Origin of the sequence: Limnohabitans sp. Rim8 (assembly GCF_945869175.1) — a bacterium.
In the GTDB taxonomy this organism is placed as follows: domain Bacteria; phylum Pseudomonadota; class Gammaproteobacteria; order Burkholderiales; family Burkholderiaceae_C; genus Limnohabitans_A.
Genome location: NZ_CAMBNZ010000019.1, coordinates 1 through 22,891, shown reverse-complemented (window position 1 = coordinate 22,891; position 22,891 = coordinate 1). Strand labels below are relative to the sequence as shown.

Here is a 22,891-nt window from a genome sequence, read left to right as displayed (position 1 = left end):
CTTCAGTCCGGCACATGCAACACGATGCCGTCCAGCTCGGCGGACGCGATCAGCTGGCAGCTCAAGCGGCTGCCCGTTTGGCGCGGCGCGATGACGATGTCAAGCATGGCGTTTTCCACTTCGTCCATCGGCGGGCAAGCGGCCAGCCAAGCATCGTCAACGTACACGTGGCAGGTGGCGCACGACAAGCACCCCCCGCATTCGCCCGCGACGCCAGGGATGCCGTTCATCTGCGCGGCGTCCATCAGGTTGGTGCCATCGTTCACGTCATCGCTCACACGGTCGCCGTTGCTCATGAGCCAGTGCACTTGGGGCATGGGTTGGGTTCTTTCAGATCAGATGAATCGGATGTAATGGTCGCGCAGCGCATCGCCTTCCAGGCCTGCGGTGCGTTCGATCTCGTGCCGTTTGATGCCCACATGGTTGGCCACCAGGACTTCGCCCAAGGCCTGCGTCAGCAAAGAGTCGGCTTCGAGTGCATCGAGGGCACCCGCCAGGGTGTCGGGCACGCTCTGGGTGGCGTCCTTGTTTTCGAGGCAGTCGCCCGTCTCCATGGGCTGAAGGGTGTACGCATGGGCCACACCCAGGCGCGCCGCTTGCAACACAGCAGCGGTGTGGGTGTAAGGGTTGGCCGCAGCGTCGCCCATGCGGTGCTCGATGCGCGCACTCGGGCCCCTTTCAGCCGATAAGCGCACCGTCACGCCCCGGTGATCCACCGCCCAGTTTTGCCAAAAGCCCGAAAGGCTGGCCGGTTGCAGGCGTTGGTAGGAGTTGGCGCTGGGGGCCAACAAGCCGGCCAGCGCCTTGTGGTGGTGCATGAGACCGGCGGTGCAACCCAGCGTGAGGGCATTGAACTGGCCGGCATCCTGCCCGCCCGAGATCGCGTTGCGGCCTTGGGCGTCGCGCAAACTGAAGTTGATGTGCACGCCGCTGCCACCCACCGTGAGGATGGGCTTGGGCATGAAGGTCAGCACGATGCCATGCTGGAAAGCGACTTCGCGCGCCAGCAAGCGGAACAAAAAGATGTCGTCTACTGCCTTGACGGCATGGTCGTAGGTGAGCGTGAACTCGAACTGCGGTGCGTCGTATTCGGTGTTCATGCTGTCGATGCGAAAGCCCGCTGCCGTGGCTTTTTCCCACAGGGCGTCGGTGAAGCCCCTCGGGTCGGAAAAAGGGCCTGTGGCATACACATGGGCCGCAGGCGTGTCATAGGGTTTGAGCGAGCCGTCGGGCTCAATCTGAAAGGCAAAAGCTTCCAGCTCAATGCCCACCATCGGGTCATAGCCCATGGCCTGCCAGTCGGCCACGGCGCGCTTCAAGGCACTGCGCCCACACATGGGCAGGGGTGAGCCGTCATTGGCTTTGAGGTCACCGATCGCCACCTGGGTGAAGGGTTGCCAGCCGGGACGGATGTCCTCGGGGGTGTAGACGGCCTCCATGTCGGGCAGGCCTTCCATGACCATCGCGCCCGGGGCCGGGATCAGCTCTTTTTCGTAGGTGACGCCAAAGGTGCCCCGGCAAAAGCGGGCGCCACCGCCCTGACCGGGTTGGAGCGTGACGTATTTGCCCCGCGCAATGGCCAAGTGGTCGCAAAACAGCACCCGCAGGCGTTCTTGAACATTTGTCATCTTGTTTCCTTTCAGAGGAGGTGCATGCGCACCGGCAGGCGTTTGATGCCACAGACAAAATTCGAGCGCAAAAAGGCGTGTTCGCCGGTTTGCTCGATGCGCTCGACCCGTTGGATCAGTTCCTGCAGCAGGACCCGCAACTCCAGCCGCGCCAGCCACATGCCCAAGCAGGCGTGCGCCCCGCCCTGCCCAAACGCCAGGTGGCGGTTCACGCCACGGCCCAGGTCGACGGTGAAAGGCCGATCAAAGGCCCGCTCGTCCCGGTTGCCGGAGATGAACCACAAGAGCACTTTGTCGCCAGCCTTGATTCGCTTGCCGTGGTGCTCGAAGTCCTCGGTCGCAGTGCGGCGAAAGTGCGTGGCGGGCGAAGCCCAGCGGATGAACTCATCGGCCACACCCTCCCAAGCGGCATCGCCTTGGACCGCCTTGAGTTGCGCCATCAGGCCGGGCTGGTTGGCCAGCGCGTGCAAGGCTGCGGTGATCGAATAGCGTGTGGTGTCGTTGCCTGCGGCCACCAACAGGCAAAAAAAGTTGCGAAATTCGGTGTCGCTGATCACATGACCCTGCGCGTCAGGCTGGGTGATCAGGTGCAGCACGCCGCTGGTGTCGCCCGCAGCGCGCTTGCGCGCCATCAGTTGGGCCGCGTAGTCGAACAGGTCAGCCCCGGCGGGTGAGCGAAACGGCATGAAGCGGTAGTCCTCGGTGTCCATCTTGTCGACCACATGGCTGGTGAAGTCGCTGTCGGTGTTGGCCATGAGCGCGTCGCCCTTGTCGACCAGCCAATCCAGGTCTTCCTCGGGCAGACCCACGATGCGCCCGAGCATGCGCATGGGCAACTGGCGTGCGATCTGGTGCGTGGCATCGAACTCCCCCAGCGCCAGGGCCTGGTCGAGGATGCCCACACAGAGTTCTCGGATCTGGTCTTCGTACAGCGCCATCATGGGCTTGGAAAAGGCCTTGGCCACCAGCATGCGGGTGCGGGTGTGTTCGGGTGGGTCGGTCTCCTGAAAGGTGCGCCGCGCCATGTACTCCTCGTGCGTCTGGTCTTCCATGCGGATGCCCTGAGCCGAAGACAAGCGCTGGTGGTTGCGGTTGAGCTCCAGAATGTCGGCATGCCGCGTGACCGACCAAAAGCCCTTGCCATCGGCCCAGTAGCACCAGGCCATCGGATCCTCGTCCCGCAGGCGCTGGAAGGTGTTATGCGGCGTGCCGTTCACATAGCTGTCGTGGCTAGAGATATCGGCATGGCCATCGTCGCTGGGGTGCCAGACGGTCATTGCGTGTTTTTCCTTGCGTGTTCAATAAACTGCGCCATCCATTGTCCAAACAGTGGCACATCGGCGGCATTGGCGAGGCTGGCCTTGGCGCGGGCCATGGTGTCGGTATCGAGTTTGTTGCTCAGGTAACCCAGCAAGGCCTGCATGAACACCAACGGCATCTCGGGGTGGAACTGGGTGGTCCAAATGTGCTGGCCGATCTGCATCGAGCCGATGGGGCAAAAATCACTGCCACCCAGGCACTCGGCCCCTTCGGGCAGGCGGGTGACCTGTTCATTGTGCGCGGCCATCAAGGTGGTGGTGCTTTGCGCGGGCTGCATCCAGGGGCGTGCGGTCTGCCAGTGCGTGGGCGCAGTGCCTAGGCCCCAGCCTGCAGCGTTGCGCGCTACCTGCCCGCCCAACGCCCGGGCCACCGCCTGATGGCCAAAGCACAGACCAACCAGCGGTTGGCGTGCGGCATGCACCGCCCGGATGAAATCCAGCAGCGACCCCAACCAGTGCAGGCTGTCGTCGTTGACCGAGGCCGGGCTGCCAGTGATGACGTAGCCATCAAAGTCTGCGGGGCTCGTGGGCATCACCCCGTCCTTGACCGACAAGACCTCGTATGACCAGTCGGGCCGCAAGGGCTGCAGCAGCCGCACGACCTTTTGCCCGTCGTTCGGGAAATGCGAAGCCCACGCCGAGGTGTCGTCGTTGGTCAGCAAAACGGCCAGGCGCAGGTTCATCGGGTCTCTTTCAGGCTGGAAGTCCATGCTAAGCACATCACGAACAAGGCACTATCAACTTTGGGCACAGCACACCTCGGGTTTTCACGAAAAAACCAGTGCCACCGAAACAGGCACACTGACAGGTGTGTAAGTTTTGACCTTTTTGCCGGATTGATGAACACCGCCACCCCAGTTCCAAAAATTTCCTGGGTCCAGGTGCAGGACACCCAGGACATGGACCAGCACGCCCTGGCCCAGCAGGGCTGGTCGCTGCAGTACGAACAGCTTTCACCTGGGCAATTCAAGGGGCGCATCCAACAGGTGCAACTGCCAGAGGTGACGCTGTTGCGCGAGGACACCAGCATCGCCTTGCGCCAACGGGGGCGCTTGCATGAGAGCGTGTATGGTTTTGCCATGGCCTTGCAGGACTCCCCCGACCTGTTTTTTAACGGCCAGCGGGTCCCTTCGCACGCCTTCATGTGCGGCAAGGGCGACGAAGTGGACCTGACCACGCCACCCCACTTCACCTTGATCGCGGTGGTGGTCGAGCGCAGCCTGCTCAACCCGCTGTGGGAGCGGATGTACCAAAAGCCTCTGGCGCACTGGCTTGAAAAGCAGCTGGTGTTGCCCACCACCGACATCAAGGCGCAGAATCTGCGCGACATGCACCTCACTGTGCTGGACCAGGCCAGCGCCCTGGCGCAACGCCAGCATGACCCGCAGGCCCTTCGCCAACTGCGCGACGAGATCCTGATGGAATGGCTCGAAGCACTGCCCCCGCAAGTGGACACCTCAGAGCTGCCCAACCTGGAGCGGCGTAAAAAACTGGTCGACCGCGCCTGTGAGCTGATGCTGGGCCACGCCGACGAGCCTCTGTCCATCCTGGAAGTGTGCAGCCGCCTGGGGACGAGTCGGCGCAAGCTCAACTATTGCTTTCAAGATGTGCTGGGCACCACGCCCATCAAGTACCTGCGTTCGCTGCGACTGAACAGTGTGCGTCGCGCTCTGCGCCAAGCTGCGCCGGGCGAAACCATCCAAGACATCGCCTCGCATTGGGGCTTTTGGCACTTGAGCCAGTTCGCACAGGACTACAAGCACTTGTTTGGCGAGCTGCCATCAGCGACCTTGCGCTCTAAATGAAACCTACGGGACACGTTGTAAATGGACGATCTGGGTATCACAACGTCGGTGTTGAGTGTTCAGGATCGTCTGGGGCGCATCAACCAGACCCCGCCCATTACCATGGGCACGCACAGCCACTGGCCCATGCTCATGCCCAGGCTCAACAGGCCCAAGTGCGCATCGGGTTCACGAAAGAATTCCGCCACGAATCGGAAAATGCCGTAGCCCAGCAAAAACGCCCCTGAGACCTGGCCCATGGGGCGGTCCTTGCGGGCGAACCACCACAAAAGTGCGAACAGCAACAAGCCCTCCAACGCGATTTGGTAGAGCTGAGAAGGGTGCCGCGGCAAATCGCCTGCCCCCCTGAACACCATGCCCCAAGGCAGCTCGGGGTCGGCCAGGCGGCCCCACAACTCACCATTGAGAAAATTGCCCACCCGGCCGGCGGCCAAGCCAGTTGGAACACAAGGGGCCACGAAATCCATGACCTGCAAGAAAGGGCGTTGCCGACTGCGGGCAAACCAGACCATGGCCAAGATGACCCCGAGCAAGCCCCCATGAAAACTCATGCCGCCTTGCCAGACCGCCAACACTTCAAGAGGATTCGACAGGTAATAAGCCGGTTTGTAAAAAAGGCAGTAACCGATGCGTCCACCCAAAATGACCCCCAGAACCCCTAAAAACAGGATGTCTTCGACATCTCTTTTTTGCCATTGCGGCAAATGGATGAACGGCAAATGCCTCAAACGGCGCGTGCCCAGCCAGTAAAAGAGGCCAAAAGCGGCCAAATAAGTCAAGCCATACCAGTGGACGGCCAAGGGCCCCAATTGCAAGGCGACGGGGTCAATTTGAGGATGGATCAGCATGGCCGGATTGTGCACCCATCATGTGTCACATAAGACAGGACGTCGACGTGCATGACCGTTAAAATCAAAACACATTCACTTGGCCTCGTCAGGACACCACCATGAGCGACAAAATCATCCCGATCACCCCCATTAACCGCCGCAGCGCCAACATCACGCAGGGCAAATCACGCGCCCCCAACCGCTCGATGTACTACGCGATGGGCTATGAAGAGGGCGATTTTGTCAAACCCATGGTGGGCGTGGCCAACGGCCACAGCACCATCACACCCTGCAACAGCGGTTTGCAAAAATTAGCCGATGCTGCCATCGAAGGCATCGAAGAAGCCGGCGGCAATGCGCAGGTGTTTGGCACCCCCACCATTTCCGACGGTATGGCCATGGGCACCGAGGGGATGAAATATTCGCTGGTCAGCCGAGAAGTCATCTCCGATTGCATTGAAACCTGCGTGGGGGGTCAATGGATGGATGGCGTTTTGGTGGTTGGCGGGTGCGACAAAAATATGCCCGGCGGCATGATGGGCATGTTGCGTGCCAATGTGCCCGCTATTTACGTCTACGGGGGCACCATTTTGCCGGGCCGCTACCAAGGCAAAGACCTGAACATTGTCAGCGTGTTCGAAGCGGTGGGGGAAAACGCTGCGGGCAAACTCAGCGATTTTGACCTCAAAGAAATTGAAAAGCGTGCCATTCCCGGCACGGGTTCTTGCGGCGGCATGTACACCGCCAACACCATGTCGTCGGCGTTCGAGGCTTTAGGCATGTCCCTGCCCTACTCGTCCACCATGGCCAACCCGCACGATGAAACGCAAAACTCTGCCAAAGAGTCTGCCAAGGTCTTGATCGAAGCCATCAAAAAAGACCTCAAGCCCCGCGATATCGTGACCAAGGAGGCGATTGAAAACGCCGTGGCCGTGATCATGGCCACCGGCGGTTCGACCAACGCTGTGCTGCACTTTTTGGCCATTGCCCACGCCGCGGGCGTGGAATGGACGATTGACGACTTCGAGCGCATGCGCAAGAAAATACCCGTCATTTGTGACCTGAAGCCCAGCGGCAAGTACCTGGCCGTTGACCTGCATCAAGCGGGGGGCATCCCGCAAGTCATGAAAACCTTGCTGACAGCGGGTTTGCTGCATGGCGACTGCATGACCATCACCGGCAAGACCATCGCCGAGAACCTGAAAGACGTGCCCGATGTGCCACGCGCCGATCAAGACGTGATTCGTCCCATCGACCAACCCATGTACGCCGAAGGCCACCTGGCCATCCTCAAGGGCAACCTCTCACCCGAAGGCGCTGTGGCCAAAATCACCGGCCTGAAAAACCCCGTGATCACCGGCCCAGCCCGCGTGTTCGACGACGAGCAATCGGCTCTCGAAGCCATTTTGGCGGGCAAGATCAAGGCTGGGGACGTGATGGTTTTGCGCTATCTCGGCCCCAAAGGCGGTCCCGGCATGCCCGAAATGCTGGCCCCCACCGGTGCGCTGATTGGCGCAGGTCTGGGTGAAAGCGTGGGTCTAATCACCGACGGCCGTTTCTCGGGAGGCACCTGGGGCATGGTGGTGGGGCACGTCGCACCCGAAGCGGCAGCAGGCGGCACCATCGCTTTTGTGAATGAAGGCGACAGCATCACCATCGACGCGCACAAACTGGTGCTGGAGTTGAACGTGCCCGAAGCTGAATTGGCCAAACGCCGCGAAGGCTGGAAAGCGCCTGAGCCCCGTTACACACGTGGCGTGCAGGCCAAGTTTGCTTTCAACGCATCGAGTGCCAGCAAAGGCGCTGTGCTGGACCTGTACTGATGGGATACCAGCCCCCAGCAAAAAAGCCGCTTGTGAGCGGCTTTTTTGTCGGTTTTCGGTTTTTGGCATGGTAACTGGCTCAAGCCAAAGCTGCCAAAAAACCTGAACGATTACAAACCGATCGCTGAAATACCGGCTTTTGCGATTTGGGCGTCTTCTGTCGATTTGACGCCGCTCACGCCCACGGCACCCAAGCAGAAACCGCCTTTCATGATCGGCACACCCCCTTCGAGCAAGCCTTCGATGGTCGGAGCGGACAAAAAGGACGTCCGGCCGCCATTGATCACGTCTTCATAAACCTTGGTCTCGCGACGGCCCAAGGCTGCGGTGTGGGCTTTGGCGGGCGCGATGTGCGAGGACACGGGCGCAGCGCCGTCTAAACGGGCAAAGTGCAACAAATGTCCGCCAGCATCGACGATGGCGATGCTCACAGCCCAGTTGTTTTTCAGGGCTTCGGCTTCGGCCGCTGCCGCAATGGCTTTCACATCGGACAACTCGAGGGTGGATTGTGTTTGCATCTAAAAACTCCGTCTGATCAATAAAGAAATGGAGCATACACGGGTACGTCCCGTCGATTGCGCACTTCAATGCAAAACTGTTACAACCCTATAACCCCATCGCCAGACGGAAATCACAGGCCCCTATTCGTCGCAATGACGCTGACCCTACAATGGCATCACCTTTAACCAGGCATGACAGGAGATTCTCATGAGCGACCTTCAAACTCTCAATTCCACAGGCTGGGGCCATGTGGACACTGCTGCACGCAACCGTGTGCTGCGCAACACCTATTGGCTGCTCGCACTGAGCTTGCTGCCCACTGTTTTGGGCGCTTGGCTGGGCGTGGCCACCGGCATCACCCGCTCCCTTTCTGGTGGCGTTGGCCTGATCGTATTTATAGCCGGTGCTCTTGGTTTCATGTTCGCCATTGAAAAGACCAAAAACTCTGCGGCCGGTGTTCCGGTTCTGTTGGCATTCACCTTCTTCATGGGCCTTATGCTTTCGCGCATGATCGCCATGGTGTTGGGCTTTAAGAATGGGTCTGAGCTGATCATGACCGCCTTCGCAGGCACTGCGGGCGTGTTTTTTGTCATGGCCAGCTTGGCCAGCACCATCAAACGTGACCTGTCGGGCATGTCCAAGTGGTTGATGGTGGGCGCATTGGCCATCATGATCGGCGGCATCATCAACGTGTTTGTCGGCTCCACCGTGGGCATGATGGTGATCTCGGTCATGGCCATCGGCATTTTCAGCGCTTACATGCTGTACGACTTGAAGCAAATCATCGACGGAGGCGAGACCAACTACATCAGCGCCACTTTGGCTTTGTACATGGACATCTTCAACGTGTTCCAAAGTCTGCTGGCCTTGCTGGGCATTATGGGCGGCGAAAAAGACTGAAGGCTTTAGGCTCTTCCCTTGCGCCATCGAGGCTCCTTCGGGAGCCTTTTTTTCGGCTGTGATCGCCTTGCAGACGCCCCGAAATGGACCTGCCGCTTCAGGCCAACTCGAACACGGCCATGCTTTCCACATGCGCCGTGTGCGCAAACATGTTGATCACCCCTGCGGCGGTGCAGCGGTAGCCGGCACGGTGGACCAAAATCCCCGCGTCCCGGGCCAGCGTGGCGGGGTTGCAACTCACATACACAATGCGCTTGGGCGCTGTCCAGCCTTGGCGAAGGTCTTGGTTTTCATTCAGCTCGGCCAGCGCCTTGCACAGGGCAAAAGCGCCTTCGCGGGGCGGGTCCACCAGCCATTTGTCGGCGGTGCCATCGGCTACCAGCATTTGTGGGGTCATCTCGAACAAATTGCGCGCCACAAACTGTGTCGGGGCCAAAGCCTGCCCCTTGGGCCGATCAGACTGGTTGCGTGCATGGTTGTCACGAGAACGCGCCACCAAGGTCTCGGCACCTTCAATGCCCAGCACCTCGGCCGCTTGCGTGGCGATCGGCAAAGTGAAATTGCCCAAGCCACAAAACCAGTCGATCACCCGCTCGGTTTTTTGGGCTTGCAGCAGGCGCAGCGCTCGGGCCACCAGCACCCGGTTGATGAAGGGATTGACTTGGGTAAAGTCGGTGGGCCTGAAAGGCATGGTGATGCCAAAGTCGGGCAATCCGTAACTGAGCTGCGCCCCCCCCTCGTCCAACAATTGCACTGTGTCCGGACCTTTGGGCTGCAACCACCATTGGACCTGGTGTTCGGCCGCAAAGGCCCTGAGCAGGGCTTTGTCCTCATCACTCAAAGGCGCCATGTGGCGCAGGACGAGGGCCGTGACCGAGTCGCCGCAAGCCAGCTCCAGCTGGGGCAGGGTTTCACGGGCAGCCATCTGGCCAATCAGCGCTCGCAAAGGCAAGAGCATGCGGCTGACGTGAGGCGGCAGGACCGGACAGACTTTCATGTCAGCGATATAACGGCTTTTGCGCTCATGAAAACCGATCAGCACTTCGCCTTTTTTGAGCACATAGCGCACCGACAGGCGGGCCCGGTAACGGTAGCCCCAGGTGGGCCCTTCGATGGGGCGCAGCAAGGTCTCGGGCTTGACCTTGCCCAAGTGCCAGAGGTTGTCTTCAAGCACCCTTTGTTTGATGGCCACTTGGGCCGAAGCTTCCAGGTGCTGCATTTTGCAGCCCCCGCAAGACCCGGCATGCAAACCGAAATGGGGGCAGCCCGGGCGCACGCGTTGGGGGGACTCGTGATGAACCTGGGTCACCGTGCCCTGCTCCCAGTTGTTTTTTTTGCGGTGCACGTTGACCGACACCAACTCGAAGGGCAAGGCGCCTTCGATGAACACCACTTTGCCGTCAGGTCGGCGAGCAATGCCTTGGGCATCCATGTCCAGGGAGCCGACACGCAACCAACCTTCGGGCAGGTCGGCGCTGGAGTGACTGGGTTCGTCGGCGTGGGCTTGGGATAGGGAAATGTCAGGATCGCTCATACCCCGATTGTCTCAGGATGCGCGTCTGTTCTTGGCCGGTCCAGCGGGCGATGCGCGCTTCAACGCGCAGGCAACAGTTTGGCCGGATCGACCGGTTTGCCTTGTCGGCGCACCTCGAAGTGCAGTTTGACGCGATCGCTGTCGGATTTGCCCATTTCTGCAATCTTTTGGCCCTTGCGCACTTTTTGGTCTTCTTTAACCAGCAAAGCCTGGTTGTGGGCATAGGCCGTCAAAAAAGTGTTGTTGTGTTTGAGGATGATCAAATTGCCGTAACCCCGAAGGCCTGCACCGGCGTAGACAACTTGGCCATCAGCCGCAGCCACGATGGCGTCGCCTGCTTTTCCTGCGATGTCCAATCCTTTGTTCTTCGCTTCGTCAAAACCAGCGATCAAAGTGCCATTGGCGGGCCAAATGAAGCCAAGACCCTCATCGTTTGGACTGGGTGTGGCTGCCGCAGAGGTGTTGGACGTGGGTGTGTTGACCGCTGTGGCGGGCTCTGGTTTGGGGGCGTTCACAATGACAGATGAACTTGCGGTCTGGGCAATCGGACGAACCACCACCCCCGCTGTCTCCACCGCGCCCCCGGGAGGCGACACACGCAAAACCTGGCCCACTTCAATCGCATCGGGGTTGCTCAATTGGTTCCAGCGCGCCAAATCACGCCAACTTTGGCCGTGGTCCAAGCCAATGCGGGTCAGGGTGTCGCCTTTTTGTACCATGTAAAAACCTGGTTTGACCACGGTGTCGCTGCCTGACATGGGTTTGGCGACCTCGACTGGCGCCGCAGGCACGGGACTGGCGTTGACCGTGGGTGTACGTCCCGCAGGTGTGCGGTCTTCCACGGGCGCAAGCACACGCACGGAAGACGAGCAGGCGGACAAGAACGCCACGGTCAATGCCGTCAAAACCAGGGGGCGAAAGTGAATCAAAGTGATCATCGGTTTTCAGGTGTTCAGGCGACGCCCGATTTTAGGGGGACAAAATGAACAGCTTCGAGCACTTGACGCTCAAAACCTTCTGAGGTTTTCAAAATCACCACCAGCGCCTGATGGCCAGAGGGTGTGATGGTGGGCGCAATCAAACGGCCTCCCACAGCCAGTTGTTCCAGCCATGCATCGGGTACGGCCTCTCCACCGGCCGCAGAGATGATGCCCGCATAGGGTGCGCCCTTGGGGTAGCCCAGCATGCCATCACCAAATATCAAATGAACGTTGTGCAGCCTGAACGGTCGCAAATGGGTTCTGGCCTTTTCATGCAAGCCACGCAGGCGTTCGATGCTGTACACCTCGCCAGCCACATGGCTGAGCACGGCAGCCTGGTAACCGCAACCCGTGCCGATTTCCAAAACCCGGCCCAATTTGCCCGGCTTGCCTTGGCAAAGGAGTTCGACCATTCTGGCCACCACATTGGGTTTGGAGATCGTTTGGCCTAAACCAATGGGCAAACTGGTGTCCTCGTAAGCTTGGTTGACCAACGCGCTTTCTACAAAACGGTGGCGCTCGACTTGGCCCATGGCTTCCAGCACACGCGGGTCTTGCACCCCCTGCTCAGCCAGCTTGCGCACCATGCGGGCACGCACAGCGACCGAGTCCAAACCCAAGCCGGTCACTGTGGAGTCAAGACGAGGCAGCACTGCGCTGGCGGCTTTGGCCGCGGTCTGACTGGGGTTCAAGCTGGGTGGCCGCGAGGGGGCGATGCGCCCTGTGTCGCCCACTCCCGTTTTGCGGGCAGGGTTGGACGCGGTGGTTTGAGACAGCTTGACCGGGAAACCGGGGCGTTGGGTCATGCGTGGTTTGCGGGCACCAAGCCAGCCAAAGATTGTGCCCACTGGTCCAAATGAGCGTGTTCCGTCAAATCGACCTTCAGGGGCGTGACCACCACATGGCCCAAATTCGCGGCATGGAAATCGGTGCCCGCGCTGTCGTCCATGGCCGCACCGGCATTGCCAATCCAGTACATGGTTTGACCGCGGGGGTCCACTTGGGTGATGACAGGCTCAGCAGCATGGCGACGACCTAAGCGGCACAGTTTGGGCGCTTTGATCTGGGCCAAAGGCAAATTCGGAATGTTGATGTTCAAGAGCCAAGGCTTGGCGCCCACCAAAGCGCCTTCACGCATGTGGTGCACCATCTCTGTGATCTTTGCAGCTGCAGAATCCAGATGGCCCCAACCTTTGTCGATTTGCGAGACCGCAATGGCTGGAATACCAAACAAATAGCCTTCCATGGCAGCACCCACCGTGCCTGAATACAGGGTGTCGTCACCCATATTGGCGCCGTTGTTGATGCCAGAAATCACCAAATCGGGGCGATAGCCCAACAAACCCGTCAGCGCGATGTGGACACAATCGGCCGGGGTGCCATTGACATATCGAAAACCGTTGTCAGCGCGGTGGACGTACAAAGGGGTGTGCAAGGTCAAGGCATTGGACTTGGCGCTGTTGTTGTGCTCGGGGGCCACGACTTCCACCTCTACATCTGCCAGGCTTTTGAGCGCCGCGTGAAGGGCCACAATGCCCTCGGCGCGAAAACCATCGTCGTTCGAAATGAGAATTTTCATGGGTATCCCTGTCTTAGCCATGATTGTAGGGGTCTGACCTTGTAAAAACCGTGCGATGGGAGGGCATACCTTCGTCGCTCGGGGGACATCTGGGCACAAAGGGGCAGACCCAAAATGCCACACTGCTACCGATCGATTCAAGGAGAAAAAAACATGCACGCTTGGCTTTGCGAGAACCCCACCGGGGTGGATGCCCTCAAATGGAAAGAATGGCCTACCCCAGCCCCGGCACCAGGGCAAGTGCTGATTCAAATCCAGGCGGCGAGCTTGAACTTTCCTGATCTGCTCATCGTTCAAAACAAATACCAAATGAAGCCCGAGTTGCCCTTTGTGCCGGGCTCCGAGTACGCGGGTGTGGTGCAAGCCCTTGGCGAAGGGGTCACCCACCTGAAAATCGGTCAAACCGTGGCCTGCCTCTCGGGGACCGGTGGTTTTGGCACCCACACCCTGGCTCCAGCAAAATTGTGCATGCCTTTGCCCGCTGGTTTTTCGGCGGTCGATGGGGCGGCTTTCATCATGACTTACGCCACATCGCACCATGCACTGGTTGACAGAGCGGCTTTGAAAGCCGGTGAAACCGTGTTGGTCTTGGGCGCTGCCGGTGGGGTGGGCACAGCGGCGATCCAAATCGCCAAGGCTATGGGGGCCAAAGTGATTGCTGCGGCATCGACAGACGAAAAATGTGCGTTGTGCAAAAGTTTGGGGGCTGACGCCACCGTCAACTACAGCACAGAAAACCTGCGCGAAGCCCTGAAAACATTGACCGAAGGCCGCGGGCCTGATGTGGTGTATGACCCTGTAGGCGGCGACCTGGCCGAGCCGGCCTTCCGATCCATCGCTTGGCGTGGGCGCTATCTGGTGGTCGGTTTTGCGGGTGGCCCCATTCCTGCACTGCCCTTGAACTTGCCCTTGCTCAAAGGCGCATCCGTGGTGGGTGTCTTTTGGGGCGATTTCGCCCGGCGCGAGCCCCAGGCCAATGCCGCCATGATGGCTGAGTTGGCGCAGTGGTACGGCCAAGGCCAAATCAAACCCGTCATTGACCGCACCTTGCCCATGAGCGACTTGAAAGCGGCTTACACCCTCATGGGTTCGCGTAGCGTCAAGGGCAAATTGGTGATGGTCAATTGACAGCGCGCAAGCCCCTGTTTCTCCACACCCCATGAAAAAAGAGGCCTGCGAAGGCCTCTTTTGGGATTGGACTCAAGCCTGAGCCGCAAGCAGATCAGTTTGCCGTGGCCTCTTCCGGCTCTGCGGGCTCCGAGCGCGATGCGCGGCTTTCCTTCTTGGGGTTGGGCGTGATGTCCAGCAAGACCTCGTTCTTGTCGTCCATGTCCACCGTGAGGCGGCCGCCTTCGGTCAAGCGACCAAACAACAACTCGTCGGCCAAGGCCTTGCGGATCGTGTCCTGAATCAGGCGCTGCATCGGGCGTGCGCCCATCAGCGGGTCGAAGCCCTTCTTGCCCAAGAACTTGCGCAAAGCATCGGTGAAAGTGACCTCGACCTTTTTTTCGCCCAACTGGGTTTCCAACTGCAACAAAAACTTGTCGACCACGCGCAAGATGATTTGCTCGTCCAGCGGTTTGAAGCTGACGATGGCGTCCAGGCGGTTGCGGAACTCGGGTGTGAACAAGCGCTTGATGTCGATCATCTCGTCCCCGGCAACCCGGGGGTTGGTGAAGCCGATGGTCGCTTTGTTCATGGTCTCGGCACCCGCGTTGGTGGTCATGATCATGATCACGTTGCGGAAGTCGGCCTTGCGTCCATTGTTGTCTGTCAAAGTGCCGTGGTCCATGACCTGAAGCAATACATTGAAGATGTCAGGGTGGGCTTTCTCGATTTCGTCAAGCAGCAGCACACAATGGGGCTTCTTGGTCACGGCTTCGGTCAACAAACCGCCTTGGTCAAAACCCACATAGCCAGGAGGCGCACCGATCAAACGGCTCACGGCATGGCGTTCCATGTACTCTGACATGTCAAAGCGCAGGAGCTCGATGCCCAAAATGTAGGCCAGCTGCTTGGCCGCTTCGGTCTTGCCGACACCCGTGGGGCCCGAGAACAAAAAGGAACCAATGGGTTTGTCGGTTTTGCCCAAGCCTGAGCGGGCCATTTTGACCGCCGAGGCCAACACTTCCAGGGCTTTGTCCTGACCAAACACCACGGATTTGAGGTCGCGTTCGATGGTTTGCAGTTTGCTGCGGTCGTCGTTGGAGACATTGGCCGGCGGGATGCGTGCGATCTTGGCGACGATGTCTTCGATTTCGGTTTTGCCAATGGTCTTTTTGCGCTTGGAGGCAACCTGGATGCGTTGAGCGGCACCGGCTTCGTCGATCACATCAATGGCCTTGTCGGGCAACTGGCGGTCGTTGATGAACTTGGCCGACAGCTCCGCTGCAGCTTGCAAAGCTGCAATGGTGTATTTGACGCTGTGGTGGTCTTCGAAACGGCTCTTGAGGCCTTTGAGGATGTCCACCGTCTCAGACACGGTGGGTTCGACCACGTCCACTTTCTGGAAGCGGCGGCTCAACGCAGCGTCTTTTTCAAAGATGCCACGGTATTCGGTGAAGGTGGTTGCACCAATGCACTTGAGCTGGCCGCTGGACAGGGCGGGTTTGAGCAAGTTGGATGCATCGAGGGTTCCGCCAGAAGCAGCACCCGCACCGATCAAGGTGTGGATTTCATCGATGAACAAAATGCCGTTGGGCTTGTCCTTGAGGGACTTGAGCACGCCTTTGAGGCGTTGCTCAAAGTCGCCACGGTACTTGGTACCGGCGAGCAAAGCACCCATGTCAAGTGAATACACCGTGGCTTCTGCCAGGATCTCGGGCACAGTGCCTTGGGTGATGCGCCAAGCCAAGCCCTCGGCAATCGCTGTCTTGCCCACACCGGCTTCTCCGACCAAAAGCGGGTTGTTTTTGCGGCGGCGGCACAAAATCTGGATGGTGCGTTCAACCTCGTATTCGCGGCCGATAAGCGGGTCGATCTTGCCTTCCTTGGCGGCTTGGTTCAGGTTGTTGGTGTACTGCTCCAACGGAGACGATTTTTCATTGCGCTCACCCCCGCTGCTGCCCTCTTCGCCCTCACTGCTGGAGGGGTTTTCTGCAGATTTGGCGGCTTCGGGCGGATCGCTTTTGCGAATGCCGTGGGCAATGAAGTTCACCACATCCAAGCGGGTGATGCCCTGCTGGTGAAGGTAGTACACCGCATGCGAGTCTTTTTCGCCAAAAATGGCCACCAAGACATTGGCGCCATTGACTTCTTTCTTGCCACTGCCAGTGGACTGCACGTGCATGATGGCGCGTTGAATCACACGTTGAAAACCCAAAGTGGGTTGTGTGTCGACCTCTTCGGTACCCGCCACCTGGGGCGTGTTGTCCTTGATGAAATTGCCCAAGGCTTTGCGCAGGTCGTCAATGTTGGCGGCACAGGCACGTAGCACTTCGGCCGCGCTGGGGTTGTCCAGCAAAGCCAACAACAGGTGTTCGACAGTGATGAATTCGTGGCGTTGCTGACGGGCTTCAACAAAGGCCATGTGCAAACTGACTTCTAATTCTTGGGCAATCATGTGATTTCCTTTTTGCCTTGCTGAGAGATGTTCATAAGAGGTGGGGTGAAAAAACCACTATTCAATGGGTTCACTGACACATTGCAGGGGGTGACCTGCTTGCTTGGCAGCATCCAGCACCTGATCCACCTTGGTGGCTGCAACATCGCGGGAGTAGACCCCGCAAACGCCTTTGCCGTCCAGATGGATCTTGAGCATAATTTGAGTGGCCGCTTCGCGGTCTTTGTTGAAAAATTCCTGAATCACCATCACCACGAACTCCATGGGGGTGTAGTCATCGTTGAGCATCGCCACCTGGTACATCTGGGGCGGTTCAATCTTTTGTGCGCGTCTCTCGAGCACCACCGAATCACCGCCATCGGGCGAACGGGGGGTCACGGTCGGCAGCGGTGGATTTGTCGGTTTTTTCGTTGCCATGATTTCATTCTATCGAGGCTTTGGACCATCTCGGCACAACAATAACAAAAGTCCTGCTTGACAACGGTCAAAAACACGGAGGATCGGGGAAAACCTCACATTGACAAAATTGATGACACCACTTCAAACTGAACACCACAATTCATGGAGACATCGTATGCCCAGTGGTACGGTCAAATGGTTCAACGATGCCAAAGGCTTTGGTTTCATCCAACCCGATGGGGGCGGGCCCGATGCTTTCGCACATTTTTCCGCCATCCAATCTGAAGGCTTCAAAAGTCTGAAAGAAGGTGCCCGGGTCAGCTTTGAGTTGACCGAGGGCGCCAAAGGGCTGATGGCGGCGAACATCCGCGGAGAAAGCGACCACGCTTTGCAAAATATGACGCCGATTGCTGAGCCGCCAAAGGCAGTCCCCTAGCTTTGGGGGGTTCTGACGTTATCCTCTAGGCTTGACCACCGGCCAAGATGAGTTCCAGACCATGATTTCCCTCGTCAGAATGAAGTATTTGCCCCGGCGCAGTGCGCATGCCATCTTGGCTGGGGTGTTGGCCTTTTTGGCCTGGTCCAGCCTGGCTCAACCCGCACCCCAACTTCAACTGCCCAGAACCAAGCTGAGCGCTGGCATGCACATGCTGGACGTTCAGTTGGCTCAAACGCCTGAGCAGCGGCAAATTGGACTGATGTGGCGCAAAGAAATGCCCCAACACGAAGGCATGCTGTTTGTATTCGAGCAAGCCGCCCCCCAGTGCTTTTGGATGCGCAACACCCTGATTCCCTTGTCGGCAGCCTTTGTGGCGGATGACGGCTCCATTGTCAACATTGCCGACATGAAACCCCAAAGCGATGACTCGCACTGCTCTGAAAAGCCAGTTCGATTTGTGTTGGAGATGAATGCAGGCTGGTTTGCCAAACGACAAATCAAAGCGGGCTACAAATTGAGCGGGGCACCCTTCGCAAGGTGAGACTTGGGCTCAAACGCCCCAAACCAGGTCAGCGTCTTCAGCCTTGCAGCGTTTGAGCATTTTGAGCATCGGCTCAGCCCGCTGAGACAAAGTCACCACACTCAAGACCGCGTGGTCATCGTTGCCCTCATAGCCAGGGGCATTTTTCTGATCGGAACGCGATTGCCGAGCCTGCTTATCCCTCACAACGGCTGACTCCAATGCAGCGATGCAGACTTCCAAATCTTGGCTTTGAACAATGCCTTTGACCGGGTCATTGCCCAGCATGATTTTCAACAAGCGGCGGGCATCTCCCTCCAGCATGATGAGGTCACTGGCGGCTTGTGATTTGAACTTGAACAGCATAAAGGGCTCCAATCGTTGAGGATTCAGCGGCCCACCGTCTCAACACCTTCGTCTTCGTCGGTATCGCCCTGGATCAAGGCCTTGAGTTTATGGCTGGCATGAAAGGTCGCGACACGACGTGCATCAATCGGAATCAATTCTCCCGTCCGGGGATTGCGGCCAGGACGGGCGGCCTTGGTGCGGATCTGAAAATTGCCAAAACCAGAAATTTTGACATCTTCCCCGGCAATCAAGCTGTCAATGACCAAATCGAAAAACGCATCCACCATGTCCTTGGATTCGCGTTTGTTGAGACCGATCTGCTCAAAAAGCAGTTCTGCCAGATGCGCTTTGGTCAGTGCTGGCGTTTCCAACGATTCAAAACTGATCTGCATGGGCGTCTCCGTGAGCGATGGGGGTGCTCATCAGCCGCGCAAACGCGCCGACAGCTGTTGCGTGAGGTGCGACACGACCGCAGTCATCACGGCATCGATTTGTGCTTCGGATAAAGAGGATTCGCCGTTGCCCAACGTCAGGCGCACGGCAAGACTCTTCTCGCCCGCGGACAATGCGCCACCTTGGGCCTCGGCCTTGGGGCGGTAAATGTCAAACAGCACAGCACTTTGAAGCAGGCCATTGGTCGGTGCGGCGTAGATCACCTGCATCAGCTGCGCATGGGTGACCGATTCGGCCACGATCACGGCAATGTCGCGTTCGACCGCTTGCTGCTTGGCCACGTTGTGGGCCACAGGAACCACCCGGGCTGTGACGGCGTCCAGAGACAACTCGAACACCACAGGCGCTGTGGGCAACTCCCAGGTTTGACGCCAACGAGGATGCAACTCGCCCACATGGCCAATCACCGCGCCATCGAGCAGCACCTGCGCCGAGCGGCCAGGGTGCAGTGCGGGGTGTTCTGCAGCCACAAACTCTGCCTGACTTGGGGCCAGCAGTTTTTCCACATCGGCTTTGACGTCGTGAAAATCGACATGGCGTGCCTTGCCCTGCCAGCCCAGGGGCTCTACCGGGCCCCAGGCCATGCCGGCCACGCGCATGGGCTGATCGAAGCCCTCCACGGTGGTGTCAGTGCTTTGCGAAGCGGCATTGCGCAAAAAAACACGGCCCAGTTCGAACACGCGAACGCGGTCGGCTTTGCGGTCGGCATTGAACTTGACCACCTGCAGCAGCGAGCCGATCAAGCTTGAGCGCATCACGCTCATCTGACTGGCAATCGGGTTGAGCAGGCGAATCGGGTTGGCATTGCCCGCCAGATCGCGCTCCCAGCTGTCTTCGACAAAGCTGTAGTTGATGGTTTCCTGGTAACCCAAAGCGGCAATGTCGCGGCGCACAGCGGACGGGCTGCGCTGTGTTTCGAGACGCACCTTGGCCGTGATCGGCGCCAGGGGCGGAGTGGTCGGCAGGTTGTTGTAGCCCACCATGCGGGCGACTTCCTCAATCAGATCCTCTTCGATCTGCAAGTCGAACCGGAAGCTCGGCGGCGTCACGGTGACAGTGCCCTCACCTTCCGCCACTTGCAGACCCAGCCCGCGCAGGGCATCGGCGCACTGCTGCTGGGTCAAGGGCATGCCGATGACCTTGACCGCACGGGCCACACGCAGCGTGACCGGGGTGATGGCTGGGATGTTCAGTGTTTGGTCGTCGATGGGGCCTACCTTGGTTTGAGGCGTGGCACAAATGTCGAGCACCAACTGGGTGATGCGCTCGATGTGTTCCACCGTCAATTGCGGGTCCACACCCCGCTCAAAACGGTGACCGGCATCGGTTGAGAAGTTGTAGCGGCGCGAACGGCCTGCAATGGCGGTGGGCCACCAAAAGGCCGCTTCGATGTAGATGTTTTGGGTGTCGTCGGACACGGCGGTGGCGTCGCCACCCATGATCCCCGCCAACGACTCCACCTGGCTGTCATCGGCGATCACGCCCACCTTGTCGTCCACGGTCACGGTGTTGCCGTTGAGCAGTTTGAGCGACTCACCTGCTTGGCCCCAGCGCACCTGCAGGCCGCCTTGAATCTTGTCGAGGTCAAAAATATGGGAAGGTCGGCCGAACTCGAACATCACGTAGTTGGAAATGTCTACCAAGGGGCTCACGCTGCGTTGGCCGCAACGGGCCAGGCGGTCCACCATCCACTGTGGAGTTTGAGCCTTGGTGTTCACGCCCTTGACCACACGACCGCTGAACCGCCCGCACAGATCCGTTGCGTGCACCTTCACTGCCAGCTTGTCGCTGATTTGGGTGTTTAAAGAAGGAAAAGTCGGAGCCTTCAAAGGTGCACCGGTCAGCGCCGACACCTCTCGGGCGATGCCGTAAACGCTCAAGCAGTGCGCAAGATTGGGCGTGAGCTTGAGCGTCATCAGGGTGTCGTCCAGATTCAAATACCGACGGATGTCCTGACCCAATGGGGCGTCTGCGGGCAACTCCAGCAGACCACCATGGTCATCGGCGATCTTCAGTTCTTTGGCCGAGCACAACATGCCCTGGCTTTCAACGCCGCGAAGCTTGCCAAGCTTGATCACAAAAGGCTTGCCGTCTTCGCTCGGGGGCAATTCGGCCCCGACCAGCGCGCAAGGCACGCGGATGCCTGTGCGCGCGTTGGGTGCGCCACACACGATGTTCAACAGGCTGCCATGTCCCACGTCCACCTGGCAGACGCGCAGCCGATCGGCGTTGGGGTGCTGAACGGCTTCCTTGATCTCACCAACCACAATTTTTGTGAACGGTGGGGCCACAGGCTCGAGTGCTTCTACTTCGAGACCGGCCATGGTCAGGGTGTCGGCCAGCTGCTGTGTTGTCAAGGACGGGTTGCAGAACTCGCGCAACCAGGATTCAGGAAATTGCATGACTCGTGTCTCGTGTATCGGACTTGGGAGGGAATTACTGGAACTGGCTCAGGAAGCGCACATCGCCATCAAAGAACAGGCGCAGGTCGTTCACGCCATAACGCAACATGGTGAACCGGTCCATGCCCATGCCAAAGGCAAAACCGATGAAGCGTTCGGGGTCCAAGCCCATGTTTTGCACCACGTTCGGGTGGACCTGGCCGGAGCCGCCCACTTCGAGCCAGCGACCGGCCAAAGGGCCCGTTTGGAACTGGATGTCGATCTCGGCGCTGGGCTCGGTGAAGGGGAAGAAGCTGGGGCGAAAACGCAACACCAGATCGTCACTTTCGAAAAAGGTGCGGCAAAAATCAGTGACCACGACCTTCAGGTCCTTGAAGCTCACATTTTCGCCAATCCACAGGCCCTCGCACTGGTGGAACATGGGCGAGTGGGTGGCGTCGCTGTCCACGCGGTAGGTGCGGCCTGGCGCAATGACGCGAATCTCGGGCATGCCTTGGCCGGCGTCGAGTTGATTTTTGTAGCGCTTGACGTGCTGCACCGCATGGCGAATTTGCATGGGGCTGGTGTGCGTGCGCAGCAGATGACCGCCTTCGACGTAAAAGGTGTCGTGCATCGAACGGGCGGGGTGGTCTTCGGGCGTGTTCAGCGCAGTGAAGTTGAACCAGTCGGTCTCGATCTCGGGGCCTTGGGCCACTTCAAAACCCATAGATCCAAAAATTTGCTCCACGCGTTCAAGGGTGAGAGAAACAGGGTGCAAGCCGCCCACATCAGCATTGCGGCCTGGCAAAGTCACATCGAGCGCCTCGGCCTTGAGTTGCGCTTGCAACTCGGCATCGGCCAGGGCTTGGCGGCGATCGTTCAGCGCAAGTTCAATGGATTGTTTGGCCAAATTGATGGCCGCGCCTTGGGTTTTCTTGTTTTCCACGCTCAGAGCGGCCATGCCCTTCATCAGTTCGGTGATGCGGCCGGCTTTGCCCAAAAATTGGGCTTTCGCATTTTCGAGGTCAGCAGGTGTCAGTGCCTGCGCGAAACTGTGGCGGGCGGATTCGACCAGGGTGTCCAGCTCAATCATGGTGTTGGAGGTCTGTGGTTGATCTGTGTTTTGTGGAATAAAAAAGGGATTGAAGCTGTTGCGAGCCTCAATCCCTTTGATCGAGTGCGTGGCACAGACCCGAGGGCCTGTGTCACTCATGGACTCAAGCCGCAGCCAGTTTGGCCTTGACTTGGTTCACGATGCCAGCAAAAGCGGCCTTGTCGTGCACGGCGATATCCGCCAGCATCTTACGGTCGATTTCAATGGCCGCCTTTTTAAGGCCGTTGGCGAACTGGCTGTAGGTGATGCCACATTCACGCGCAGCGGCGTTGATACGGGCAATCCACAACTGACGGAACACACGCTTTTTGGTGCGGCGGTCACGGTAAGCGTATTGGCCAGCCTTCATCACCGCCTGTTTGGCGATGCGGAAGACATTGCCGCGGCGACCGCGGAAACCTTTTGCAAGGGCCAAGACTTTCTTGTGACGGGCGCGTGCCGTTACACCACGTTTAACGCGAGGCATATTTATTCTCCTTGTTCGTCAGTGATTACAGGCCAGCCATGGGCAGCATTTGAGCGATGTGACCCATATTGGTCTCATGCACAGCCACTGCACCGCGAAGATGGCGCTTGTTTTTGGTGGTTTTCTTGGTCAGGATGTGACGTTTGAAGGCTTGGCCGCGTTTAACGGTTCCACCGGGACGAACACGGAAGCGCTTTTTAGCACTGCTTTTGGTCTTCATCTTGGGCATATTCATGCTCCTTTAATTGTGCTCGTGAGGCGTCTGCAAAAAATTTGCAGCCTTGTTGGCCCCGAGCCACTTTTAACAAAA

The 22,891-nt window shown here is 58.7% G+C and carries 24 protein-coding genes; 6 read left to right on the top strand and 18 right to left on the bottom strand.

Annotated features, from left to right (window positions below):
- Window positions 1-2: 2 nt before the first annotated feature.
- From Q0O19_RS04835 to Q0O19_RS04820, 4 genes are read right to left on the bottom strand one after another with little or no spacing between them, the layout of a single operon-like run.
- Complete coding sequence (locus tag Q0O19_RS04835; RefSeq protein ID WP_295520561.1) at window positions 3-317, bottom strand: 2Fe-2S iron-sulfur cluster-binding protein; 315 nt, start codon at window positions 315-317, stop codon at window positions 3-5.
- Between the two features lie 18 nt (window positions 318-335).
- Window positions 336-1,628, bottom strand: a complete 1,293-nt coding sequence (locus Q0O19_RS04830) for a glutamine synthetase family protein (protein WP_295520560.1) — start codon at window positions 1,626-1,628, stop codon at window positions 336-338.
- An 11-nt stretch (window positions 1,629-1,639) separates the two neighbouring features.
- Entirely contained in the window at window positions 1,640-2,905 is a 1,266-nt protein-coding gene (locus Q0O19_RS04825) for a cytochrome P450 (protein ID WP_295520559.1), read from the bottom strand.
- Complete coding sequence (locus tag Q0O19_RS04820) at window positions 2,902-3,630, bottom strand: type 1 glutamine amidotransferase (protein WP_295520558.1); 729 nt, start codon at window positions 3,628-3,630, stop codon at window positions 2,902-2,904. The genes Q0O19_RS04825 and Q0O19_RS04820 overlap by 4 nt, the downstream gene beginning before the upstream one ends.
- Window positions 3,631-3,786: 156 nt before the next feature.
- Between Q0O19_RS04820 and Q0O19_RS04815 the strand changes: the two genes are divergently transcribed.
- On the top strand, window positions 3,787-4,752 hold the full coding sequence (locus tag Q0O19_RS04815; RefSeq protein ID WP_295520556.1) for a helix-turn-helix domain-containing protein: 966 nt from the start codon (window positions 3,787-3,789) through the stop codon (window positions 4,750-4,752).
- Window positions 4,753-4,811: 59 nt separating this feature from the next.
- Here Q0O19_RS04815 and lgt read toward each other — a convergent pair whose 3' ends face one another.
- Complete coding sequence (gene lgt, locus Q0O19_RS04810; protein ID WP_295520555.1) at window positions 4,812-5,600, bottom strand: prolipoprotein diacylglyceryl transferase; 789 nt, start codon at window positions 5,598-5,600, stop codon at window positions 4,812-4,814.
- 101 nt (window positions 5,601-5,701) lie between these two features.
- Here lgt and ilvD point away from each other — a divergent pair, with 101 nt between their 5' ends.
- Entirely contained in the window at window positions 5,702-7,405 is a 1,704-nt protein-coding gene (ilvD, locus tag Q0O19_RS04805) for a dihydroxy-acid dehydratase (protein WP_295520552.1), read from the top strand.
- Window positions 7,406-7,515: 110 nt separating this feature from the next.
- Here ilvD and Q0O19_RS04800 read toward each other — a convergent pair whose 3' ends face one another.
- Complete coding sequence (locus tag Q0O19_RS04800) at window positions 7,516-7,923, bottom strand: heme-binding protein (protein ID WP_295520551.1); 408 nt, start codon at window positions 7,921-7,923, stop codon at window positions 7,516-7,518.
- A 190-nt stretch (window positions 7,924-8,113) separates the two neighbouring features.
- On the opposite strand from Q0O19_RS04800, the gene Q0O19_RS04795 reads away from it, so the two are divergent.
- A complete protein-coding gene (locus tag Q0O19_RS04795) occupies window positions 8,114-8,806 on the top strand; it encodes a Bax inhibitor-1/YccA family protein (RefSeq protein WP_295520549.1) in 693 nt (230 codons plus the stop codon).
- Window positions 8,807-8,903: 97 nt separating this feature from the next.
- On the opposite strand, the gene rlmD is transcribed toward Q0O19_RS04795, so the two are convergent.
- Genes rlmD through surE form a run of 4 tightly spaced genes read right to left on the bottom strand, consistent with a single transcriptional unit; the run spans window position 8,904 to window position 12,899 of the window.
- Window positions 8,904-10,340 (bottom strand): 23S rRNA (uracil(1939)-C(5))-methyltransferase RlmD, encoded by a 1,437-nt coding sequence (rlmD, locus tag Q0O19_RS04790; protein WP_295520548.1) that lies wholly within the window; start codon window positions 10,338-10,340, stop codon window positions 8,904-8,906.
- Between the two features lie 59 nt (window positions 10,341-10,399).
- Complete coding sequence (locus tag Q0O19_RS04785) at window positions 10,400-11,278, bottom strand: peptidoglycan DD-metalloendopeptidase family protein (RefSeq protein ID WP_295520546.1); 879 nt, start codon at window positions 11,276-11,278, stop codon at window positions 10,400-10,402.
- A gap of 14 nt (window positions 11,279-11,292) precedes the next feature.
- On the bottom strand, window positions 11,293-12,126 hold the full coding sequence (locus tag Q0O19_RS04780) for a protein-L-isoaspartate(D-aspartate) O-methyltransferase (protein ID WP_295520544.1): 834 nt from the start codon (window positions 12,124-12,126) through the stop codon (window positions 11,293-11,295).
- Window positions 12,123-12,899, bottom strand: a complete 777-nt coding sequence (gene surE, locus Q0O19_RS04775) for a 5'/3'-nucleotidase SurE (protein WP_295520543.1) — start codon at window positions 12,897-12,899, stop codon at window positions 12,123-12,125. The genes Q0O19_RS04780 and surE overlap by 4 nt, the downstream gene beginning before the upstream one ends.
- Window positions 12,900-13,052: 153 nt before the next feature.
- Here surE and Q0O19_RS04770 point away from each other — a divergent pair, with 153 nt between their 5' ends.
- On the top strand, window positions 13,053-14,027 hold the full coding sequence (locus tag Q0O19_RS04770; protein WP_295520542.1) for an NADPH:quinone oxidoreductase family protein: 975 nt from the start codon (window positions 13,053-13,055) through the stop codon (window positions 14,025-14,027).
- Window positions 14,028-14,121: 94 nt separating this feature from the next.
- Here Q0O19_RS04770 and clpA read toward each other — a convergent pair whose 3' ends face one another.
- Together clpA and clpS are read right to left on the bottom strand one after the other, a co-directional pair.
- Window positions 14,122-16,461, bottom strand: coding sequence for an ATP-dependent Clp protease ATP-binding subunit ClpA (gene clpA / locus Q0O19_RS04765; RefSeq protein WP_295520540.1), 2,340 nt, complete (start codon window positions 16,459-16,461; stop codon window positions 14,122-14,124).
- 57 nt (window positions 16,462-16,518) lie between these two features.
- A complete protein-coding gene (clpS, locus tag Q0O19_RS04760; RefSeq protein ID WP_295520538.1) occupies window positions 16,519-16,878 on the bottom strand; it encodes an ATP-dependent Clp protease adapter ClpS in 360 nt (119 codons plus the stop codon).
- A gap of 100 nt (window positions 16,879-16,978) precedes the next feature.
- On the opposite strand from clpS, the gene Q0O19_RS04755 reads away from it, so the two are divergent.
- Together Q0O19_RS04755 and Q0O19_RS04750 are read left to right on the top strand one after the other, a co-directional pair.
- Window positions 16,979-17,296 (top strand): cold-shock protein, encoded by a 318-nt coding sequence (locus tag Q0O19_RS04755; protein ID WP_295520537.1) that lies wholly within the window; start codon window positions 16,979-16,981, stop codon window positions 17,294-17,296.
- 61 nt (window positions 17,297-17,357) lie between these two features.
- Window positions 17,358-17,840 carry a DUF192 domain-containing protein gene (locus Q0O19_RS04750; protein ID WP_295520535.1) on the top strand — a complete coding sequence of 161 codons (483 nt, stop codon included), beginning with the start codon at window positions 17,358-17,360 and terminating at the stop codon, window positions 17,838-17,840.
- Between the two features lie 9 nt (window positions 17,841-17,849).
- Here the strand turns inward: Q0O19_RS04750 and Q0O19_RS04745 are convergent, their stop codons facing one another.
- The 6 genes from Q0O19_RS04745 to rpmI form a co-directional block, all read right to left on the bottom strand.
- Window positions 17,850-18,185, bottom strand: coding sequence for a DUF1840 domain-containing protein (locus Q0O19_RS04745; protein ID WP_295520534.1), 336 nt, complete (start codon window positions 18,183-18,185; stop codon window positions 17,850-17,852).
- Between the two features lie 23 nt (window positions 18,186-18,208).
- Window positions 18,209-18,559, bottom strand: a complete 351-nt coding sequence (locus Q0O19_RS04740; RefSeq protein WP_295520532.1) for an integration host factor subunit alpha — start codon at window positions 18,557-18,559, stop codon at window positions 18,209-18,211.
- Between the two features lie 30 nt (window positions 18,560-18,589).
- Window positions 18,590-21,022: a phenylalanine--tRNA ligase subunit beta gene (pheT, locus tag Q0O19_RS04735; RefSeq protein ID WP_295520531.1), complete on the bottom strand. Its 2,433-nt coding sequence runs from the start codon at window positions 21,020-21,022 to the stop codon at window positions 18,590-18,592.
- Window positions 21,023-21,056: 34 nt separating this feature from the next.
- Window positions 21,057-22,094 carry a phenylalanine--tRNA ligase subunit alpha gene (gene pheS, locus Q0O19_RS04730; RefSeq protein WP_295520583.1) on the bottom strand — a complete coding sequence of 346 codons (1,038 nt, stop codon included), beginning with the start codon at window positions 22,092-22,094 and terminating at the stop codon, window positions 21,057-21,059.
- 124 nt (window positions 22,095-22,218) lie between these two features.
- Window positions 22,219-22,581, bottom strand: coding sequence for a 50S ribosomal protein L20 (gene rplT / locus Q0O19_RS04725; RefSeq protein WP_295520529.1), 363 nt, complete (start codon window positions 22,579-22,581; stop codon window positions 22,219-22,221).
- A gap of 25 nt (window positions 22,582-22,606) precedes the next feature.
- Window positions 22,607-22,810, bottom strand: coding sequence for a 50S ribosomal protein L35 (gene rpmI / locus Q0O19_RS04720; RefSeq protein ID WP_019428895.1), 204 nt, complete (start codon window positions 22,808-22,810; stop codon window positions 22,607-22,609).
- Window positions 22,811-22,891 lie beyond the last annotated feature (81 nt).

What these genes read in the sequence shown, in the direction of transcription:
- Q0O19_RS04835 (WP_295520561.1), bottom strand. Translation starts at nt 317, where the DNA reads ATGCCCCAAGTGCACTGGCTCATGAGCAACGGCGACCGTGTGAGCGAT.
- Q0O19_RS04830 (WP_295520560.1), bottom strand. Translation starts at nt 1,628, where the DNA reads ATGACAAATGTTCAAGAACGCCTGCGGGTGCTGTTTTGCGACCACTTG.
- Q0O19_RS04825 (WP_295520559.1), bottom strand. Translation starts at nt 2,905, where the DNA reads ATGACCGTCTGGCACCCCAGCGACGATGGCCATGCCGATATCTCTAGC.
- Q0O19_RS04820 (WP_295520558.1), bottom strand. Translation starts at nt 3,630, where the DNA reads ATGAACCTGCGCCTGGCCGTTTTGCTGACCAACGACGACACCTCGGCG.
- Q0O19_RS04815 (WP_295520556.1), top strand. Translation starts at nt 3,787, where the DNA reads ATGAACACCGCCACCCCAGTTCCAAAAATTTCCTGGGTCCAGGTGCAG.
- lgt (WP_295520555.1), bottom strand. Translation starts at nt 5,600, where the DNA reads ATGCTGATCCATCCTCAAATTGACCCCGTCGCCTTGCAATTGGGGCCC.
- ilvD (WP_295520552.1), top strand. Translation starts at nt 5,702, where the DNA reads ATGAGCGACAAAATCATCCCGATCACCCCCATTAACCGCCGCAGCGCC.
- Q0O19_RS04800 (WP_295520551.1), bottom strand. Translation starts at nt 7,923, where the DNA reads ATGCAAACACAATCCACCCTCGAGTTGTCCGATGTGAAAGCCATTGCG.
- Q0O19_RS04795 (WP_295520549.1), top strand. Translation starts at nt 8,114, where the DNA reads ATGAGCGACCTTCAAACTCTCAATTCCACAGGCTGGGGCCATGTGGAC.
- rlmD (WP_295520548.1), bottom strand. Translation starts at nt 10,340, where the DNA reads ATGAGCGATCCTGACATTTCCCTATCCCAAGCCCACGCCGACGAACCC.
- Q0O19_RS04785 (WP_295520546.1), bottom strand. Translation starts at nt 11,278, where the DNA reads ATGATCACTTTGATTCACTTTCGCCCCCTGGTTTTGACGGCATTGACC.
- Q0O19_RS04780 (WP_295520544.1), bottom strand. Translation starts at nt 12,126, where the DNA reads ATGACCCAACGCCCCGGTTTCCCGGTCAAGCTGTCTCAAACCACCGCG.
- surE (WP_295520543.1), bottom strand. Translation starts at nt 12,899, where the DNA reads ATGAAAATTCTCATTTCGAACGACGATGGTTTTCGCGCCGAGGGCATT.
- Q0O19_RS04770 (WP_295520542.1), top strand. Translation starts at nt 13,053, where the DNA reads ATGCACGCTTGGCTTTGCGAGAACCCCACCGGGGTGGATGCCCTCAAA.
- clpA (WP_295520540.1), bottom strand. Translation starts at nt 16,461, where the DNA reads ATGATTGCCCAAGAATTAGAAGTCAGTTTGCACATGGCCTTTGTTGAA.
- clpS (WP_295520538.1), bottom strand. Translation starts at nt 16,878, where the DNA reads ATGGCAACGAAAAAACCGACAAATCCACCGCTGCCGACCGTGACCCCC.
- Q0O19_RS04750 (WP_295520535.1), top strand. Translation starts at nt 17,358, where the DNA reads ATGATTTCCCTCGTCAGAATGAAGTATTTGCCCCGGCGCAGTGCGCAT.
- Q0O19_RS04745 (WP_295520534.1), bottom strand. Translation starts at nt 18,185, where the DNA reads ATGCTGTTCAAGTTCAAATCACAAGCCGCCAGTGACCTCATCATGCTG.
- Q0O19_RS04740 (WP_295520532.1), bottom strand. Translation starts at nt 18,559, where the DNA reads ATGCAGATCAGTTTTGAATCGTTGGAAACGCCAGCACTGACCAAAGCG.
- pheT (WP_295520531.1), bottom strand. Translation starts at nt 21,022, where the DNA reads ATGCAATTTCCTGAATCCTGGTTGCGCGAGTTCTGCAACCCGTCCTTG.
- pheS (WP_295520583.1), bottom strand. Translation starts at nt 22,094, where the DNA reads ATGATTGAGCTGGACACCCTGGTCGAATCCGCCCGCCACAGTTTCGCG.
- rplT (WP_295520529.1), bottom strand. Translation starts at nt 22,581, where the DNA reads ATGCCTCGCGTTAAACGTGGTGTAACGGCACGCGCCCGTCACAAGAAA.
- rpmI (WP_019428895.1), bottom strand. Translation starts at nt 22,810, where the DNA reads ATGCCCAAGATGAAGACCAAAAGCAGTGCTAAAAAGCGCTTCCGTGTT.